At 71.4% G+C, this 17,669-nt stretch carries 16 protein-coding genes; 8 read left to right on the forward strand and 8 right to left on the reverse strand.

Features of this window, described 5'->3' with window-relative positions; genetic code table 11:
* Positions 1-77 precede the first annotated feature (77 nt).
* Positions 78-860: a GntR family transcriptional regulator gene (locus tag ACZ4D5_RS30160; RefSeq protein WP_467775594.1), complete on the forward strand. Its 783-nt coding sequence runs from the start codon at positions 78-80 to the stop codon at positions 858-860.
* 139 nt (positions 861-999) lie between these two features.
* Complete coding sequence (locus ACZ4D5_RS30165; RefSeq protein WP_467775595.1) at positions 1,000-1,659, forward strand: DUF4360 domain-containing protein; 660 nt, start codon at positions 1,000-1,002, stop codon at positions 1,657-1,659.
* Positions 1,660-1,718: 59 nt separating this feature from the next.
* On the opposite strand, the gene ACZ4D5_RS30170 is transcribed toward ACZ4D5_RS30165, so the two are convergent.
* Both ACZ4D5_RS30170 and ACZ4D5_RS30175 read right to left on the reverse strand, forming a co-directional pair.
* Entirely contained in the window at positions 1,719-2,480 is a 762-nt protein-coding gene (locus tag ACZ4D5_RS30170) for a hypothetical protein (RefSeq protein ID WP_467775596.1), read from the reverse strand.
* A 185-nt stretch (positions 2,481-2,665) separates the two neighbouring features.
* Positions 2,666-4,408: a PucR family transcriptional regulator gene (locus ACZ4D5_RS30175; protein ID WP_467775597.1), complete on the reverse strand. Its 1,743-nt coding sequence runs from the start codon at positions 4,406-4,408 to the stop codon at positions 2,666-2,668.
* Positions 4,409-4,759: 351 nt separating this feature from the next.
* On the opposite strand from ACZ4D5_RS30175, the gene ACZ4D5_RS30180 reads away from it, so the two are divergent.
* The 5 genes from ACZ4D5_RS30180 (at position 4,760) to ACZ4D5_RS30200 (ending at position 11,529) form a co-directional block, all read left to right on the forward strand.
* Positions 4,760-5,650, forward strand: coding sequence for an FAD binding domain-containing protein (locus tag ACZ4D5_RS30180; RefSeq protein ID WP_467775598.1), 891 nt, complete (start codon positions 4,760-4,762; stop codon positions 5,648-5,650).
* Positions 5,650-6,261: a (2Fe-2S)-binding protein gene (locus ACZ4D5_RS30185; RefSeq protein ID WP_467775599.1), complete on the forward strand. Its 612-nt coding sequence runs from the start codon at positions 5,650-5,652 to the stop codon at positions 6,259-6,261. The genes ACZ4D5_RS30180 and ACZ4D5_RS30185 overlap by 1 nt, the downstream gene beginning before the upstream one ends.
* 2 nt (positions 6,262-6,263) lie before the next feature.
* The gene (locus ACZ4D5_RS30190) at positions 6,264-8,648 is read left to right on the forward strand and encodes a xanthine dehydrogenase family protein molybdopterin-binding subunit (protein WP_467775600.1); all 2,385 of its coding nucleotides are present in this window, start codon (positions 6,264-6,266) and stop codon (positions 8,646-8,648) included.
* A gap of 226 nt (positions 8,649-8,874) precedes the next feature.
* A complete protein-coding gene (locus ACZ4D5_RS30195; protein WP_467775601.1) occupies positions 8,875-10,332 on the forward strand; it encodes an NCS2 family permease in 1,458 nt (485 codons plus the stop codon).
* A gap of 45 nt (positions 10,333-10,377) precedes the next feature.
* The gene (locus tag ACZ4D5_RS30200; protein ID WP_467775602.1) at positions 10,378-11,529 is read left to right on the forward strand and encodes an XdhC family protein; all 1,152 of its coding nucleotides are present in this window, start codon (positions 10,378-10,380) and stop codon (positions 11,527-11,529) included.
* Between the two features lie 57 nt (positions 11,530-11,586).
* Here ACZ4D5_RS30200 and ACZ4D5_RS30205 read toward each other — a convergent pair whose 3' ends face one another.
* On the reverse strand, positions 11,587-12,027 hold the full coding sequence (locus ACZ4D5_RS30205; protein ID WP_467775603.1) for an SRPBCC family protein: 441 nt from the start codon (positions 12,025-12,027) through the stop codon (positions 11,587-11,589).
* 103 nt (positions 12,028-12,130) lie between these two features.
* Here ACZ4D5_RS30205 and ACZ4D5_RS30210 point away from each other — a divergent pair, with 103 nt between their 5' ends.
* Complete coding sequence (locus ACZ4D5_RS30210) at positions 12,131-13,360, forward strand: cytochrome P450 (protein WP_467775604.1); 1,230 nt, start codon at positions 12,131-12,133, stop codon at positions 13,358-13,360.
* A gap of 16 nt (positions 13,361-13,376) precedes the next feature.
* On the opposite strand, the gene ACZ4D5_RS30215 is transcribed toward ACZ4D5_RS30210, so the two are convergent.
* The 5 genes from ACZ4D5_RS30215 to ACZ4D5_RS30235 all read right to left on the reverse strand — a co-directional run bounded on the left by ACZ4D5_RS30215 (position 13,377) and on the right by ACZ4D5_RS30235 (position 17,662).
* Positions 13,377-14,186, reverse strand: coding sequence for a polysaccharide deacetylase family protein (locus tag ACZ4D5_RS30215; RefSeq protein WP_467775605.1), 810 nt, complete (start codon positions 14,184-14,186; stop codon positions 13,377-13,379).
* An 87-nt stretch (positions 14,187-14,273) separates the two neighbouring features.
* The gene (locus ACZ4D5_RS30220) at positions 14,274-15,695 is read right to left on the reverse strand and encodes a carotenoid oxygenase family protein (RefSeq protein ID WP_467775606.1); all 1,422 of its coding nucleotides are present in this window, start codon (positions 15,693-15,695) and stop codon (positions 14,274-14,276) included.
* A gap of 93 nt (positions 15,696-15,788) precedes the next feature.
* Complete coding sequence (locus ACZ4D5_RS30225; RefSeq protein WP_467775607.1) at positions 15,789-16,364, reverse strand: hypothetical protein; 576 nt, start codon at positions 16,362-16,364, stop codon at positions 15,789-15,791.
* 36 nt (positions 16,365-16,400) lie between these two features.
* Positions 16,401-16,826, reverse strand: a complete 426-nt coding sequence (locus ACZ4D5_RS30230) for a hypothetical protein (protein ID WP_467775608.1) — start codon at positions 16,824-16,826, stop codon at positions 16,401-16,403.
* A gap of 23 nt (positions 16,827-16,849) precedes the next feature.
* Positions 16,850-17,662 (reverse strand): hypothetical protein, encoded by an 813-nt coding sequence (locus ACZ4D5_RS30235; RefSeq protein WP_467775609.1) that lies wholly within the window; start codon positions 17,660-17,662, stop codon positions 16,850-16,852.
* Between the last annotated feature and the right edge of the window lie 7 nt (positions 17,663-17,669).

The raw sequence follows: 17,669 nt of genomic DNA on the forward strand, positions 1-17,669 counted from the left end.
TTTCAACTGCAGTCCTGTCCGCCTATGGTGCCTCTCGTACCTTTCGGAGCGGACAGAGGCAGGGCGGGCGGACGCGGGTGGACGTCGTGGAGGAGACCGGAGGGCGTGGGGCGGAGCCCGACGCCCGGGCGCCGCGCGTCCGGGTGCCGGAGCAGGCGGGCGTACAGACCCGCAGGCCGGCGGGGGAGGCCCGCGGGGAACACACGCACGGCGAGCCCGAGGCGCCACGGCGCACGGTCCGGCGCACCTCGGTGCGCGGGCAGATCCTGGACGCGCTGCGCGCCGCCCTGGTCGGCGGCGAACTCACCCCCGGCGAGGTGTACTCGGCGCCGGTGCTCGCCGAGCGCTTCGGCGTCTCCGCGACGCCCGTGCGCGAGGCGATGCAGCAGCTGGCCGTCGAGGGCGCCGTGGAGGTCGTGCCCAACCGCGGCTTCCGGGTCACCGAGCGCAGCGGCCGGGAGCTCGCGGAGCTGGCCGAGGTGCGCGCGCTGATAGAGGTGCCGGTGATGCTGCGGCTCGCCCGCTCGGTGCCGGCGGCGCGCTGGGCCGAGCTGCGGCCGCTGGCCGAGGCGACCGCGGCGGCCGCCGCGGTCGGTGACCTCGCGCGCTACGCCGAGTGCGACCGCGCCTTCCACGGCGCGGTGCTCTCCCTCGCGGGCAACCAGCAGCTGGTGCAGGTCGCGGACGATCTGCACAGGCGCTCGCAGTGGCCCCTGGTGAGCGGCCCCGTCGCGGGCAGGAGGGCCGATCTGGTGGCGGACGCCGCGGAGCACATGGCCCTCCTCGACGCCCTGGCGGCCCAGGACCTGGGTGTTGTCTCCGCCCTGGTCAGGGAGCACTTCAAGGGTGCCGCGGCCTGAGAGTGCCGATCACCCGGCGGTGATCCTCCTCCGGCGTGGATACCACCACGGAGAGTCACATTGTGGTCGACTCCGGTGACGTTCAGCGACCTGCCGAATGGTTCGAGCGGGCGCGTCGAACGATCGGAAGGGACCCCCCATGTTCAGAACGGTGTTCATCGGTGGCGCCACGGCGGCCCTCGTCGCCGCCTTCACTCCGGCCGCGGGGAGCGCGCAGGCCCCCGCCGTCCTCGCCCCGCCCGGCAAGGTCACCATCGACCTCGTCTCCGTCAACGGTTCGGGCTGCCGCCCCGGCACCGCGACCGTGGCCGTCGCCCCGGACAACACGGCCTTCACCGTCACCTACAGCGAGTACCTCGCCCAGGTGGGCAAGGGGGCCAAGCCGACCGACTTCCGCAAGAACTGCCAGCTCGGCCTCAACGTGCACGCCCCGCAGGGCTTCACCTACGCCGTCGCCAAGGCCGATTACCGCGGCTTCATGAACCTGCACAAGGGCGCGAGCGCCACGCAGCAGGCCAACTACTACTTCCAGGGCATGTCCCGGACGACGTACCGCACCCACCGCTTCCACGGCCAGCGCCAGGGCAACTGGCAGGTCTCCGACACCACGCCGATCCACGCGATCGTGCACGCGCCCTGCGGCGAGCAGCGGAACTTCAACGTCAACACCGAACTGCTGGTGAACGGCGGCCGTTCCGACACGGTCAACACCAACAGCTTCATCGCCATGGACTCCACGGACGGCGACTTCACCACCAAGTACCACTTCTCCTGGAAGAAGTGCCCGGTGCGGCGCTGACCGCGGCCGCGCGTTCCCGGCAGTCGACCCACCGGCCGCACGGCCGGTGGGTCGCGTGCTCACACGGCGGGCGCGGGCGGCGTCAGGTGCTGGGCCAGCCAGGACGGCACCCCGCCCAGGAGCCGGAAGAGGCGGGTCGCCTCGGCCCGCAGCCGGGTGGCCTCCGGCTCCGGCTCCGCGTCCGCGAGCGCGGCGAGCGCGGGCGCCGTACCGACCAGGTAGCCGAGCTCCTCGCGGAGGCGCAGGGACTCGGCGAAGCCGTGCCGCGCCTCCGCCAACTCCCCGTCCCGCAGGGCGAGTCCGGCGAGATGGCGCCAGGTGAAGGAGAGCAGCAGCGAGTCGGAGTGCGCCGTGGCGCCCGCGTGCGCCCTGCGGTACGCGGCCTTCGCGGCCTGCGGCGAGTCCGCGATGTGCTCCGCGATCAGCCCCCTGCGGAAGTCGAGCAGCGGCCGCCCCGGGGCGTTCGGGGCGAGCAGTGCGGCCGCCCTGCCGAGCGCGGTGCGCGCCTCGTCGGCCCGGTCGCGTACGCCCAGGACCGTTGACGCGTACGCCAGTTGGCCCCGCTCGCAGGCCGCCGCGCCGCGGTCGTCGTCGTTCTCGGCGAGCGCCTCCGCGGTGCGCAGGCCGTCCTCGGCCTCGCCCCAGCCGTCCCCGGTGAACAGGCACCGCTCGACGAGGAGTGCCGTTCGCTGAAGTGCGGGTGCCACCCCGGTCCGCGAGGCCAACAGCGCCGCAGCGTCGGTCCAGCAGCCGCGCGAGCGCAGCCGCCATACCGCGGTCTGGAGTGGATCGTGCTCTGCAGTCGTTCCGGTACCAGACATGGCGGTATGCGCCACGTTGCCCTCCCCGAGCACACCATTGAGCTGTTGAGTCGTGGGCGAATCTCAGCATGGATCCCGGCGTCCGGCCAAGAGGCTGGGTGAAAGAATTCACAAAGGGCGGGCAAGGAACGGGGTTCGAGCCGACCGGCGACGTGTCGCCTCCGGTCGGCTCGTGCGGGATTTGCTCAGCTCATACGCAGGGCGAGGAAGAAATCGAGCTTGTCCTCGAGGCGCGAGAGGTCACGGCCCGTCAACTGCTCGATACGGCCCACCCGGTAGCGCAGCGTGTTGACGTGGAGGTGCAGCCGCGTGGCGCAACGGGTCCAGGAGCCGTCGCAGTCGAGGAACGCCTCCAGGGTCGGGATCAGCTCGGCGCGGTGCCGCTGGTCGTACTCGCGCAGGGGGTCCAGGAGCCGTGCCGTGAACGCCCGGCGCACGTCGTCCGGGACGAAGGGCAGCAGCAGGACGTGCGAGGCCAGCTCCTGGTGTCCCGCCGCGCAGACCCGGCCGGGGCGTGCCGCGGCGACCCTGCGGGCGTGCCGAGCCTCCTCGAGGGCGCCGCGCAGCCCCTCCGCCGAGTGCACGGACGCGCTGACGCCCAGCGTGAGGCGGCCGTCGTCGGCGAGGCCCGCCGACAGGGGGTCGTGGACGGAGGCGAGGAGCGCGTCCGCGAGCAGACCCGTCTCCGAGCCGTCCTGCTCGCCCGTGACCGCGGGCAGCGGCACGAGCGCGATGGCCTCGCCGCCGGTGTGCGCGACCGCGATCCGGTCCGAGGGCTCGGGTCCGGCCGAGATGGGGCCTCCCCTGTTCGCGTCGGTCCGAGAACTCGGGGAAGGGTCGACGAGGATCTCCTCCAGGAGCGACTGGGCCACCGGGCCGCCGTCGATGTCCCCGCCCTCCCACTCCACACGGGCCACCACGACCTGCCAGTGCGGGGCGGCGCCGAGGCCGGGCAGCAGGACCGGCGCCGCCACGCGCAGACGCGCGGCGATCTCCGCGGGCGCGGCGCCCGTCTGCACCAGCTCCAGGACCTCCTGGGCCAGGCGGCGGCGGACCGTGCGGGCCGCGTCGCGCCGGTCGCGCTCCACCGCGATCAGCTGTGTCACGCCCTGCAGCAGGTCGAGCCGCTCCTCGGGCCAGTCGCCCGCGTCGGCCTCCACGGCGAGCACCCAGTCCGAGAGCACCGTCTCACGCACGTCGCGCGAGGCGCCGGCCGTCCCCCGGCCTCCCCCCTCCACCGAGGGGAGGTGCCCCCTCGTCCGCACGGGGAACAGCGAGTACGTCACTCCGTCCACCGTCACCCGGTGCGGCCCCCGCCGCCCCGTCCTGGTCGCCGCCAGGTGCTCCCCGGCGAGCCGAGCGCACAGGGCGCCCGGCAACGTCGTGCCCGCCGCGCTCGACCCGGCGATGACGCGCCCCGCGGGCGAGAGCACCCAGGCGCGCAGGTCCAGGTCGCTGCCGAGCAGGTCGAGGACGACGTCGGGGCCGCCGCCCGCCGGGCCCGAGGTCATCAGGCGGCGGTGCCGGTCGACCACGGCCGCCAGGTCGCCCGCGCGCTCGCCGGATACCTGTCGTACGACGTGCTCGGTGATCGTCGCGAAGGCGACGCGTTCGTTGACCGCGAAGAGCGGCAGGCGGTGCCGGGCGCAGGCCTCGACGATGTCGTCGGGGACGTCGCCGAGCTCGGCCTCACCGGCGGCCAGGGCCGCCACCCCGGCGTTCGCGAGGATGCGTACGAACGGCTCGGTGTCCGAGGCGTCCCTGCGCCAGGCGAGGCCCGTCAGGACCAGCTCGCCGCCGGTCAGATAGCGGCTGGGGTCCCGCAGGTCCGTGGTCATCACACCGCGCACGGTGCGGTCGAGTTCGTCCTCGCCGCCGAGCAGCCGCAGGCCCAGCGCGTCGGTGTCAAGGAGTGCGCGCAGCCGCATGGTGTCGTCGCCGCCGATCTGTCTCGAATGTGGTGTACAAGCAGGTGGGCCCCGTAGAGCCGGGGGCCTGCGCCGTGGGGCGCCTCCGGTTTCCCGGGGGATTCCGCGAGGTTACTGAGGCCCGTTCTTCATACGAATCTACAAGACGCGTCCCTTGGCCAGCCAACTCCTTCATGGTTTCGGTGACTGACCCCATCGGAGGACCGGGCGGTGTACTGGGCCCACTCCGCGTTAACAGCACATGAACGAGCAGTCGAGGGACCAAAGGCCCGAGTGGCCTGAACGGAGTCCCCCAACGGAATCTCTCCGTCCCTCGAAGCGAACGACCCTCGATACGAAGAAGAGAGCCTCATGGACTTCCTTCGCCCCGCCAGCTGGGAGGAGGCGCTCGCCGCCAAGGCCGAGCACCCCACGGCTGTGCCGATTGCGGGTGGCACCGACGTGATGGTCGAGATCAACTTCGACCACCGTCGTCCCGAGTACCTGCTTGACCTCAACCGCATCGTCGAACTGCGCGAGTGGGAGGTGGGCGAGGAGACGGTCCGGCTCGGTGCCTCCGTCCCGTACACCCAGATCATGGAGGAGCTGCGCACGGAGCTTCCCGGTCTGGCCCTCGCCTCGCACACGGTCGCGTCCCCGCAGATCCGCAACCGCGGCGGCGTCGGCGGCAACCTCGGCACGGCCTCCCCGGCCGGCGACGCCCACCCGGCGCTGCTCGCCGCCGACTGCGAGGTCGAGGTGGAGTCGGTGCGCGGCTCGCGCCTGATCCCGATCGACGAGTTCTACACCGGCGTGAAGCGCAACGCGCTCGCCGCCGACGAGCTCATCAAGTCCGTGCACATCAAGAAGGCGGACGGACCGCAGCAGTACTCCAAGGTCGGCACCCGCAACGCCATGGTCATCGCCGTGTGCGCGTTCGGCATCGCGCTGCACCCCGAGACCCGCACCGTGCGGACCGGCATCGGCTCCGCCGCCCCGACGCCCATCCGGGCGAAGGCGGCCGAGGAGTTCCTGAACGCGGCGCTCGAAGAGGGCGGCTTCTGGGACAGCAAGAAGATCATCACCCCCTCGATCGCCAAGCAGTTCGCGGAGCTCGCCTCCGGAGCCGCCAACCCGATCGACGACGTGCGCGGCACGGCGAACTACCGCCGTCACGCCGTCGGGATCATGGCCCGCCGCACGCTCGGCTGGACCTGGGAGTCGTACCGCGGCCAGGGCCGCAGCACTGAGGGAGTCGCATAATGCGCGTGAACTTCACGGTCAACGGCCGTCAACAGGAAGCCGACGACGTCTGGGAGGGCGAGTCCCTTCTGTACGTGCTGCGCGAGCGCATGGGTCTGCCGGGTTCCAAGAACGCCTGTGAGCAGGGTGAGTGCGGTTCCTGCACCGTCCGCCTCGACGGCGTGCCGGTGTGTTCGTGCCTGGTCGCGGCCGGACAGGTGGAGGGCCGTGAGGTCACCACCGTCGAGGGCCTCGCCGACTACGCCAAGCACCGCGAGAGCGCCCACCCCGGCGGCGGCTGCGCCTCCGGCGCCTGCGGCACCTCGCTCCAGGACGCCCAGCAGTGGAAGGCGAAGGGGCAGGACTCGCAGACCGGCGAGGGCGCCGAACTCTCCCCGATCCAGCAGGCGTTCATCGACGCCGGTGCCGTCCAGTGCGGCTTCTGCACCCCCGGTCTGCTCGTCGCGGCCGACGAGCTCCTGGAGCGCAACGACACGCCCTCGGACGCGGACATCCGCGAGGCGCTGTCCGGCAACCTCTGCCGCTGCACCGGTTACGAGAAGATCCTCGACGCGGTCCGCCTGGCCGCGGCCCGTCAGGATCGTCAAGGACTCCAGGAAGGCGCGGTCTGATCATGGCTGGCACCACCACCGGCATCCCCGCCAACGTCACCCAGGGCTCCCAGACCAAGGGCGGCGTCGGCGAGTCGATGCTGCGCCCCGACGGCACCCTGAAGGTCACCGGCGAATTCGCCTACTCCTCCGACATGTGGCACGAGGAGATGATCTGGGGCCAGGCCCTGCGCTCCACCGTCGCGCACGCCGAGATCGTGTCCATCGACACCTCCGAGGCCCTGGCCCTGTCGGGCGTCTACGCCGTCCTGACGGCCGACGACCTGCCGGCCGCGAAGAACTACGGCATGGAGTACCAGGACACCCCCGTCCTCGCCTACGGCAAGGTCCGCCACCACGGCGAGCCGGTCGCGCTGGTGGCCGCGGACCACCCGGAGACCGCGCGCCGCGCCGCCGCGAAGATCAAGATCGAGTACCGGGAGCTCCCGGTCATCACGGACGAGGCGTCCGCGACCGCTCCCGACGCGATCCTGGTCCACGAGAACCGCGGCGACCACCACGCCGGGCACGTCCCGCACCCGAACATCGTGCACCGCCAGCCGATCATCCGCGGCAACGCCGCCGAGGCCGCGAAGAAGGCCGACGTGATCGTCAGGGGCGAGTACACCTTCGGCATGCAGGACCAGGCCTTCCTCGGCCCGGAGTCCGGCCTCGCGGTGCCCGCCGAGGACGGCGGCGTCGACCTGTACGTCGCCACCCAGTGGCTGCACTCGGACCTCAAGCAGATCGCCCCCTGCCTCGGCCTGCCCGAGGAGAAGGTCCGCATGACGATGGCCGGCGTCGGCGGCGCGTTCGGCGGCCGCGAGGACATCTCGATGCAGATCCTCGCCTCCGTGCTCGCCCTGCGCACGGGCAAGCCGGTGAAGATGGTCTACAACCGGTACGAGTCCTTCTTCGGCCACGTCCACCGGCACCCGGCCAAGCTCTACTACGAGCACGGCGCCACCAAGGACGGCAAGATCACGCACATGAAGTGCAAGATCGTCCTGGACGGCGGCGCGTACATGTCGTCGACGCCCTCGGTCGTCGGCAACGCCTCGTCCCTCTCGGTCGGCCCGTACGTCATCGACGACGTGGAGATCGAGGCGATCGGCCTCTACACCAACAACCCGCCCTGCGGCGCCATGCGCGGCTTCGGCGCGGTCCAGGCGTGCTTCGCGTACGAGGCCCAGATGGACAAGCTGGCGGCGAAGTTGGGCATGGACCCGGTGGAGCTGAGGCAGAAGAACGCGATGGAGCAGGGCACCATCATGCCGACCGGCCAGCCGGTCGACTCGCCCGCTCCCGTCGCCGAACTCCTGCGCCGGGTCAAGGCCCGCCCCATGCCGCCCGAGCGCCAGTGGGAGTCCAGCGAGGGCGCCGACGTCCGCGCGCTGCCCGGCGGTCTGTCCAACACCACGCACGGCGAGGGCGTCGTCCGCGGCGTCGGCTACGCGGTCGGCATCAAGAACGTCGGCTTCTCCGAGGGCTTCGACGACTACTCGACCGCGAAGATCCGCATCGAGGTCATCAACGGCGAGGCCGTGGCCACGGTCCACACCGCGGCGGCCGAGGTCGGCCAGGGCGGCGTCACCATCCACGCGCAGATCGCCCGCACCGAGCTCGGCGTCCAGCAGGTCACCATCGCCCCCGCCGACACCCAGGTGGGCTCGGCGGGCTCGACCTCCGCGGGCCGTCAGACGTACATGACCGGCGGCGCCATCAAGAACTCCTGCGAGATCGTCCGCGAGAGGGTCCTGGAGATCGGCCGGCGCAAGTTCGGCTCGTACCACCCGGCCTGGGCGAGCGCCGAACTCCTCCTGGAGGGCGGCAAGGTCGTCACCGACGGCGGCGAGGCCCTCGCCACGATCGTGGACGTCCTGGAGGACGAGGCCGTGGAGGTGGAGGAGGAGTTCAGGCACCGCCCCACCGAGGCCTTCGACCTGCGCACCGGACAGGGCAACGGCCACGTCCAGTACGCCTTCGCCGCGCACCGCGCGGTCGTCGAGGTCGACACCGAGCTCGGCCTCGTCAAGGTCATCGAGCTGGCCTGCGCCCAGGACGTCGGCAAGGCGGTCAACCCGCTCTCCGTCATCGGCCAGATCCAGGGCGGCACCACGCAGGGCCTGGGCGTCGCGGTGATGGAGGAGATCATCGTCGACCCGAAGACCGCGAAGGTGAAGAACCCCTCCTTCACGGACTACCTGCTCCCGACCATCCTCGACACCCCGACCATCCCGGTCGACTACCTGGAGCTCGCCGACCCGCACGCGCCCTACGGCGTACGCGGCATCGGCGAGGCCCCCACCCTCTCCTCGACCCCGGCCGTCCTCGCGGCGATCCGCGCGGCCACGGGTCTGGAGCTCAACAAGACGCCGGTGCGCCCCGAGCACCTCACCGGTACGTGATCCCTCCGGGGATCTGATCCCCCGCTCGGGGATCAGCAAGTCCCTCCGAGCGGTGTGTGCCTCCCGGAACGTCACACTTCCCGCCCACACCGCTCGGAGCTCAACTCCCCTTCTCTTTGTGGGAGAAGTCGTTCGTCTCGGGCCGTCCCCCGGGTCGTGCAGCCAACGCACCATCCCAAATCCCGCAGCTCTGCGGGTGCCCCTGTGAACCTTGGGAGTAGGCACCATGACCCAGTCGTCAGTGGAGCCGAAGACCACCGCAGAGGACGCGGGCCACGGCTCGCGCGTCCCCGCCGGCAGGTCTTGGCTCGATCGGTACTTTCACATATCCCGGCGAGGATCCACGGTCGCGCGTGAGGTGCGCGGCGGCATCACCACCTTCATGGCGATGGCGTACATCGTCCTGCTCAACCCCCTGATCCTGTCCGGCAAGGACGCGGCGGGGGACACCATGGGCCAGAAGGCCCTGATCACCGCGACGGCGCTCGCCGCGGCGGTCACCACGCTCCTCATGGGCTTCGTCGGCAAGGTGCCGCTCGCGCTCGCCGCCGGGCTCTCCGTGTCCGGCGTGATCGCCTCGCAGGTCGCACCCGAGATGACCTGGCCGCAGGCCATGGGCATGTGTGTGATGTACGGCGTGGTGATCATGCTTCTCGTGGTCACCGGGCTGCGCGAGATGATCATGAATGCGATCCCGCTCGCCCTCAAGCACGGCATCACCATGGGCATCGGCCTCTTCATCGCCATCATCGGCCTGGTCAAGGGCGGCTTCGTCCACCAGGGCAAGGCGACCCCGCTCACGCTCGGCCCCGCCGGTGAACTCGCGGGCTGGCCCGTCCTGCTCTTCGCGGGCACCCTGCTCCTCATCTTCATGCTGCAGGCGCGCAACACCCCCGGCGCGATCCTGATCGGCATCGTCACCGGCACGGTCGTGGCCGTCATCCTGAACGCCCTCGACGTGATCGACCCCAAGCAGTGGGCGAACGGCGCCCCCGAACTGCACGGCAGCGCGGTCTCCACGCCCGACTTCTCGCTCATGGGCGACGTCGAGTTCGGCGGCTGGGGCCAGGTCGGCGCGATGACCGTCGGCATGATCGTCTTCACGCTCGTGCTCGCCGGCTTCTTCGACGCGATGGCCACCATCATCGGCGTCGGCACCGAGGCCAACCTCGCCGACGACAAGGGCCGCATGCCCGGACTGTCCAAGGCGCTGTTCATCGACGGCGCGGGCGGTGCCATCGGCGGTGTGGCGGGCGGCTCGGGACAGACGGTCTTCGTCGAGTCCGCCACCGGCGTCGGCGAGGGCGCCCGCACGGGTCTCGCCTCGGTCGTCACCGGCCTGTTCTTCGCGGCCTGCCTCTTCTTCACGCCGCTCACCGCGATCGTGCCGCAGGAGGTCGCGTCCGCCGCGCTCGTCGTCATCGGAGCGATGATGATGATGAACGCCCGGCACGTCGACTGGGCCGACCGCGCCACCGCCATCCCGGTCTTCCTGACCGTGGTGCTCATGCCCTTCACGTACACCATCACCACCGGTGTCGCGGCGGGCGTCATCTCCTGGGTCGCCATCAAGATCGCCCAGGGCAAGGCCCGTGAGATCGGCGCCTTCATGTGGGGCCTGACGGTGATCTTCATCGTCTACTTCGCCCTCAACCCCATCGAAGGATGGCTGGGCGTCCACTGAGGCGCTGAGCCCTCCGCACACCCGTAGAGCCTTGAGGAGGCCGAGATGCTGGACATCGCCGACGAGCTGAACCGGTGGGTCGGGCAGGGACGTGACTTCGCCGTCGCCACCGTGGTGGCGGTCGGCGGGAGCGCGCCCCGGCAGCCGGGCGCCGCGCTCGCCGTCGACAGCGAGGGCACGGCGATCGGTTCGGTCTCCGGCGGATGTGTGGAGGGCGCCGTCTACGAACTGTGCAGGCAGGCGCTGGAGGACGGCGAGACCGTGCTCGAACGCTTCGGCTACAGCGACGACGACGCCTTCGCCGTGGGGCTGACCTGCGGCGGCGTCATCGACATCCTCGTCACCCCGGTCCGCGCGGACGCCGCGGCCCGTCCGGTGCTCGGCGCCGCCCTGGCCGCCGCCTCCGTGGGGGAGGCGGCGGCGGTCGCGCGCGTCACGTCGGGGCCCGCCGAACTGCTCGGCCGTGCCCTGCTCGTCCGCTCCTCGGGGGAGTACGAGGGCGGCCTCGGCGGACATCCGGAACTGGACCGCACCGTGGCGGGCGAGGCCCGCGCCCTGCTCGACGCCGGGCGCACCGCGACCGTGGAGATCGGTGAGGACGGCTCGCGGTGCGGTCAGCCGCTGGTGGTCCTCGTCGAGTCCTGCGTCCCGCCGCCCCGCATGATCGTGTTCGGCGCGATCGACTTCGCCTCCGCGCTGGTGCGGATCGGCAAGTTCCTCGGCTACCACGTGACCGTGTGCGACGCGCGCCCCGTCTTCGCGACGCCCATCCGCTTCCCCGACGCCGACGAGATCGTCGTCGAGTGGCCCCACACCTACCTGGAGCGCACGGAGGTCGACGCCCGCACCGTGCTGTGCGTCCTGACCCACGACGCCAAGTTCGACGTCCCCCTGCTGCGGCTCGCCCTGCGCCTGCCCGTCGCCTACGTCGGCGCGATGGGCTCGCGCCGCACCCATGTGGAGCGCAACGAACGCCTGCGGGAAGTCGGCGTGACGGAGCTGGAGTTGGCGCGGCTCCGGTCGCCCATCGGGCTCGACCTCGGCGCGCGTACGCCTGAGGAGACCGCGCTGTCCATCGCCTCGGAGATCGTCGCCAATCGCCGTGGCGGGAGCGGGGTTTCGTTGGCCGGGGCCCACACGCCCATCCATCACGAGGGGACGCGGGGGCCTTCTGGGCGGATCGGATCCGTGGCGTGACAGGTGGTTCGCCGACCGCGGGTCGGATGTGGCTGGTCGCGCAGTTCCCCGCGCCCCTCAAGGGGCGTCCACCGTCAGGCGGTCGACCACTCGGGCGAACACTCGGCGGGATGCCGCTGAAAGCGCCCCGTCGCACCACTCGGGCAGCCACCGCACCCTGAGGTCCTCCCGCCAGACGACCCGCGCCCCCGCGGAACCCTCGTGCACCTCGATCTCCGCCCAGCCCGTCACGAACGTGCCCCGCTTCTCCAGGCGGCAGCGGCCCGGGGCGGTGGTGGTCGGCGGGGTCCATGCCACGACCTCCATCACGTCGTCGAAGCCGACGGGGCCGAGCGCGCTGCGGGCCACGAAGACCGTGCCGACGTGCGTGGGCGGGGGAGTCAGGACGGTGACGCGGGTGAGCGGGACGACGTCGGCGTGCCGTTCCCACGTGGTCAGCCGGCGCCACGCCTCGGCCGCCGGCAGGGACGTCGGCCTGGTGAACTGGAAGAGGGCCACACCCATGAGCGTGCCAGGTGACGGCCGGATGCGTTCTTCCGCCCCGCCGGTGGCCCCGTCACGATGGGGGGACACCGCAGCCGCGCCGCTGCCCGGAGGCCCCGTGGATCCTCAACCGCACGACAGGCTCGCCGTGTTGACCCGCGACCCCTATCCGCTCTACGACCGCGCCCGCCGAGCCGAGGGGCTCACCTTCGTCCCCGAGTTCGACGCCTGGCTGGTGGCCCGCGACGCCGATGTGCGCGAGGTGCTCCGGCGGCCCGACGACTTCTCGTCGGCCAATGTGCTGCGCGGCGACGTACGCCCCTCGCCCGCCGCGCTCGCCGTCCTGGCGGAGGGCTTCGGCGGCCGCCAGGTCGTCGTCGGCGCGGACGGCGAAGCGCACCGGCGGCTGCGCACGCCGCTGGTCCGCGGTCTGTCGGCGGTGCGCGTGGCGAACGTACTGCCGTACGCGCGGGAGCGGGCCGAGGCGCTCGTCGAGGGCTTCCTGCCGGACGGGCGCGTGGAGTTGATGGCGGCGTACGCGCGACGGCTGCCCGGCGACGTCATCGGCAGGCTCGTCGGGATCGCCCCCGAGGACGTGCCGACCGCCGTGCGCGCGGGGCGCCGTACCGAGGAGCTGGTGTTCCGGCCGATGGCCGAGGCGGAGCAGGTGGCCGCGGCGCGGGACATCGTGGCCGGGCAGACGGTGCTCGACGCCTTGGCCCGGGAGCGCAGGGCCGCGCCGCGCGAGGACCTGTGCACGGAGCTGGTCACCTCGCTCGCGCCGGGCCCGGCGGACGAGCCGCTCTCCCTGGACGAGCGCCACGAGGTCGTCGCGCAGCTGGCGAACTTCCTGATCGCCGGGCATCTGACGACCACGGCCCTGATCGGCACCACGCTCTTCCATCTGCTGCGCCACCCGAGCCAGTGGAAGCTGCTGTGCGAACAGCCCGAGCGGATTCCCGCCGCGATCGAGGAGGCCGCCCGGCACGACACCGCCGTGCAGGCCTTCCGCCGCGTCACCACCCGTCCCCTCACCCTGGCGGGCACCGAACTCCCGGAAGGCGCCGCCCTGTTGGTGGCCTTCGGGGCGGCGGGCCGCGACGGGGCACGGCATGCGCGGCCCGACGCCTTCGACATCACGCGCCGCCAGGACGCCCGTCATCTGGCGTTCGGCCTCGGCCCGCACGGCTGCCCCGGCGCCCAGCTCGCCCGCGGGCAGCTCAGGATCACCCTGGAGCTGTTCACGCGGCGTCTGCCGGGGCTGCGGATCGACGAGGGCCGGCCGCCGGTCACGATGCGGCCGACCATGATCCACCGCTCACCGGAGGAACTGCACCTGACGTGGTGACGAGCGGCTCCGTGGCCTAGCGGTAGATCTTGCCCGGCTCCGCCTTGCCGGGGGCAAGGAGCTGGGGCACGGTCACGAAGACGAATCCCCGCTTCTTCAGCCCGTCGATGACGCCGGGCACGGCGGGCACGGTGCCCTTGTAGATGTCGTGCAGCAGGATGATGCCGTCGCGCTTGGTCTGGTCGAGCACCCGCTTCTCGATCAGCTTGGAGTCATTGGTCGTGTAGTCCTTGGCGGTGACGGTCCACAGGACCTCCGCGAGGCCGAGCTCCTTGGAGAGCTTGTTCACGTCGTCGTTCGTGCGGCCCTGCGGCGGGCGCATCAGCGTCGGCTTCTTGCCGATGAGCTTCTCGATCGCCTCGTTGGGGCGCTCCAGCTCCTTGCGCGCCTCCTTGGCGTCGATCTTCGTCAGGATCTTGTGCGACCAGGTGTGGCTGGCGACCTCGTGCCCCTCGGCGTCCATCTGCTTCACGAGCTCGGGGTACTTCTCTATGTGGTTCTTGCCGAGCGTGAAGAAGGTGGCGGGGACCTCCTTCTCCTTGAGGATCTTGAGCAGCCTCGGCGTGTTCTCGCTGGGGCCCGCGTCGAAGGTCAGGGCCACGCACTTGGCCTTGCGGCAGTCGACGGTGCCGAACTTCGCCTGGTCCGCGGCCTTCGCCTCCGCGGCGTCCTTGCGGACGGTGCTGGGCGAGGTGGTGTCGAGCTTGGTGCACCCGGTCAGCGCGAGGGTGAGGGCGGCCCCCGCCGCGAGGACGGAGGCGGTGCGAGGCAACCTCTTGGGCGAGCGCGTCGTCTTGTTCGGGGCAGGCATGTTCACGGCAGGCATACGAGCACTATACACATGGCGTATACAGCCCGTTCATAGTGCTCGCCCCTGGGCCCGGCCCCCGGCTCGGCCGGGCGTGGCCCCGGCTCAGGACGCGTCCGCGACCCAGCTGCCGTGCAGCCCCATCGGCACACGCCCCGGCAGATGGATCCGGGCGAGCGGCTCCCCGGTGAAGTCCTGCGCGGAGAGGATCACGAGGTCCGTCGCGCCGCGCTCGGGGTCGGCGACGTACGCCATCGCGTAGCCGTCGTCCTCGGCCGCCGAGTCCTGCGCGGGGACGTACACGGCCTCCCCCGCGGTGGCGTGCCTCGGCAGCCGGTGCACCTCTGCCGTGCCCTTCGCCAGGTCCTGCTTGATCAGGGCGTTGTCGTACGCCCGGCCGCCCGGCCTGCCGTCGACGAAGTCGTACCCCTCGTACAGCGGGGCCGTCGAGGCCAGATAGCCGAACCGGTGCCTGCGCGAGACCAGCGACTCGTTGATCCGCGGGAACTCCTGCGGGCGGTCGTCGACGCGCCGCGTGCGGACGCGGCCCGCCGTCAGGTCGATCGTCCAGCGCTCCAGGGACGGCGTGCCGCTGGCCGCCGGGCCGCCCGAGCCGCGGCCGCCCACCAGGAACGGGGCCGGGAAGGCGGTGAGGTCGACGACCACGCGGTCGCCGTCGTCGTACGCGTTCAGGGTGTGCGAGTAGTAGACGTTCTCCGTCTCGAACCACCGCACCGGGCCGCCGCCCCTCGCCATCACCCCGACCCGCGCCGGATGGGCCTCGTTCCAGGCGTACGGCACCGGCGCGCCGGCCTCGGCGGCCCCGCGGTCGAAGGTGACGGGGATGTCGAGGATCACCACGAACCGCTCGGTGAGCGCGAAGTCGTGCAGCATCGGGCTGTCCGCCACCGGGATCCGCGTCGTCCGCGTGACCCTGCCCGACTCGGTGAGCACGAGGTGGCGCACGTGGTCCCACGTCGGGTGGTAGGTGACGGCGTGCAGTTCGTCGGCCGCCGCGTCGAACTTCGTGTGCGACATGAACGACCCGTCCAGCGTCCCCTCGAAGTCGTACGGGCCGACGGTGTTCAGCTCGCCGTCGAGCTCGTACGGCCTCGGCCCCGCCTCCTGCAGCGCGAGGACGCGCCCCTTGTAGCCGATGACGTGCGTGTTCGGCGCGAAGTCGCCCTCGGGCACGGTCCAGGGGTACGGCTCGCCCAACTTCCGTGCCACGGAAGCCGAGCGGACCCAGCGGTTGCGGTACCACTCGGCCCTGCCGTCGCGCAGCCGCACCCCGTGCACCATGCCCTCGCCGAGCATCCAGTGGTGCGCCTTGGGGTCCTCGACGCCGAGGGCGTTCGGACCGACCCGCAGGTAACGGCCGTTCAGCTCCCTCGGGATGCGGCCCGTCACCGGCAGGTCGAACTCGGTCACCTCTTCCCGGACGGGCGTGTAGGCGCCCTCCAGGAAGGGGTGGCCGGGCTCCGTGCGCTGTGCCTTGCTCCGTGTGTGCTGCGTCTGTTCCGTCATGACCACCACTGTGGTCCGGCGGAACGATCACGTCGCTGGGCCTGGGCACCGTCTTGGGGTGGTGCCAGGTACCCCTCGGGAGCCGGGTGTCCCTCAGCCCCCGACCGGGATCACCCTGATCGACGGGTGGATCGCCGTGTTCAGGTACAGCCGTTCCTTCTTGCGCTCCTGCTCCAGCTCCAGCACGAGCCGGTACCGGTACAGGCCGGGCTTCGCGGTGCTCATCACCGTGCCCGCCCAGTAGTAGTAGACGGGCGTGAACTTGTCCCGGGTGCGGTCGGGGCCGCCGTAGATCTTCAGCTCGTTGAAGATCCTCCGCTCCGCCACGTCCTCCTCGTCACCCACCTCGGTGTCGAGGAAGACGATGTTGTTGATCTTCGGCATGGGCGGCCAGGTGCCGTCGAGCCGCTTCTCCATGTCGATGGGGCGCACGATCCAGTTGATGACCTGCCCCTGCTTGCAGACGGTCTCCAGCGACGACGTGCCCTGACCCTTGCCGCCGATGCTGTTGTCCATCATGTACATCGAGTCGCTCAGCGAGCCCGTCTCCGTCGCCCGCTCCATGTTGATGAGCGTCACGATGTTGAGCTGGACCGAGTTCAGCTGGCCGGGATTCTGCTTCTCCTGCGCGCCGGACTGCTGCGCGCCGGTGTGCGTGCTCGTGCTCACCGTGCCTCCTTCGCGTACGCCGTCATGACTGCTCGGTCAGCCGATGATGGCCGACGACAGGGTGGTGGTGATCGGTTCGTCCCTCGTGCCCAGCTTGAACTTGATCTGGTACGTGATCGGCCCCGCGTCCTTCTTCACCGTGCCGGTCCAGTACGCGACGTCGGTGCCCGGGTACACCTTCCGCTCCGGCTCGCAGACGTCGGGGTCGATGATGATGCCGTCGATGGCGACGTACGCCTCGCACTCCAACGCCAGGCAGTTCCACAGGAGTTGGTCGCCGCGCCGGGCCCTGGTCTGCAGCTCCTCGCTGCCGAACCCGGTGGAGCCGCCGGACTTGTTCGTGTCGTACATGTACAGGTGCCCGTTCATGTCGCCGGCCGCGAGCGCGCCCACGGCATCCACGACGGCGGTGATGGAGATCGGCCGCTTCGCGGCCACTTCCCGCCTCGGCTTGGTGGTCATCTGGTCCTCCTCGTCCGGTGGGGTCAGGCGCCGCGGGCGGGCGGCGGCGTCTGGGGGATGGGCAGCGGGCCGATGCCCGCCTTGGTGAAGGCGTTGCGCCGCGGCTCGGAGGTGATCCGCAGCGACGAGGTACAGGTCAGGTTGACCGGGTCCCACCGGAGTTCGCCGTTCGTCTGCGCCAGCTTGTGCAGCTGGATGCGCATCGTGTACGAGTACGTCCCCGGGCGGGACGTGTCGACCGACGCCGACCAGTACCAGCCGTCGGTCACCATGTCCGGCGAGCCGTACTCCGCCGGGTACATGATCTTCGCGTCGACCGCCTCGCCGTAGATGTCCGTGATCACGGGCGCCGGGTAGCTGTGCGCGGCCGTCGCGTCGTCGGTGACGACCTGGCCCGTGACGTCCACGATCTTCTGGCCGGACAGCCGGCCGCGGGTGCGCCGCGTGGTCTTGACGCGGGTGCCCACGCTCCTGCGGATGCGGTTGAGCTCCGCCGTCGCGTCGGCGCTCGGCACCGTGGACTTGGCCGCGAGTTCCTGCAGTTCGGCGAGGGCCTGCTCGTCGCTCTGCCGCGCCCGCTCGACCTCGTAGCCGCGGGGCACGGTCGGCGGGATCGAACCGAGGCTGTACGGCAGCCAGTTGAGCACCTGCTCGCTGGCCTGCGAGCCGTCCCGCCAGTACGAGCCGTGGATCGCGGTCACCAGCTCGCCGGTGCCCTGGTTCGTGGAGCCGTGCAGCTTCATGTTGTCGAACAGATAGGTGTTGCCGTCGAGCGTGTTGGACTCCAGCGCATTGCCGACGTCCACGAGCACGATGATCGCCAACTGTTGGGGCATGATTCCG

It is taken from the genome of Streptomyces sp. NPDC025651 (genome assembly GCF_055558735.1).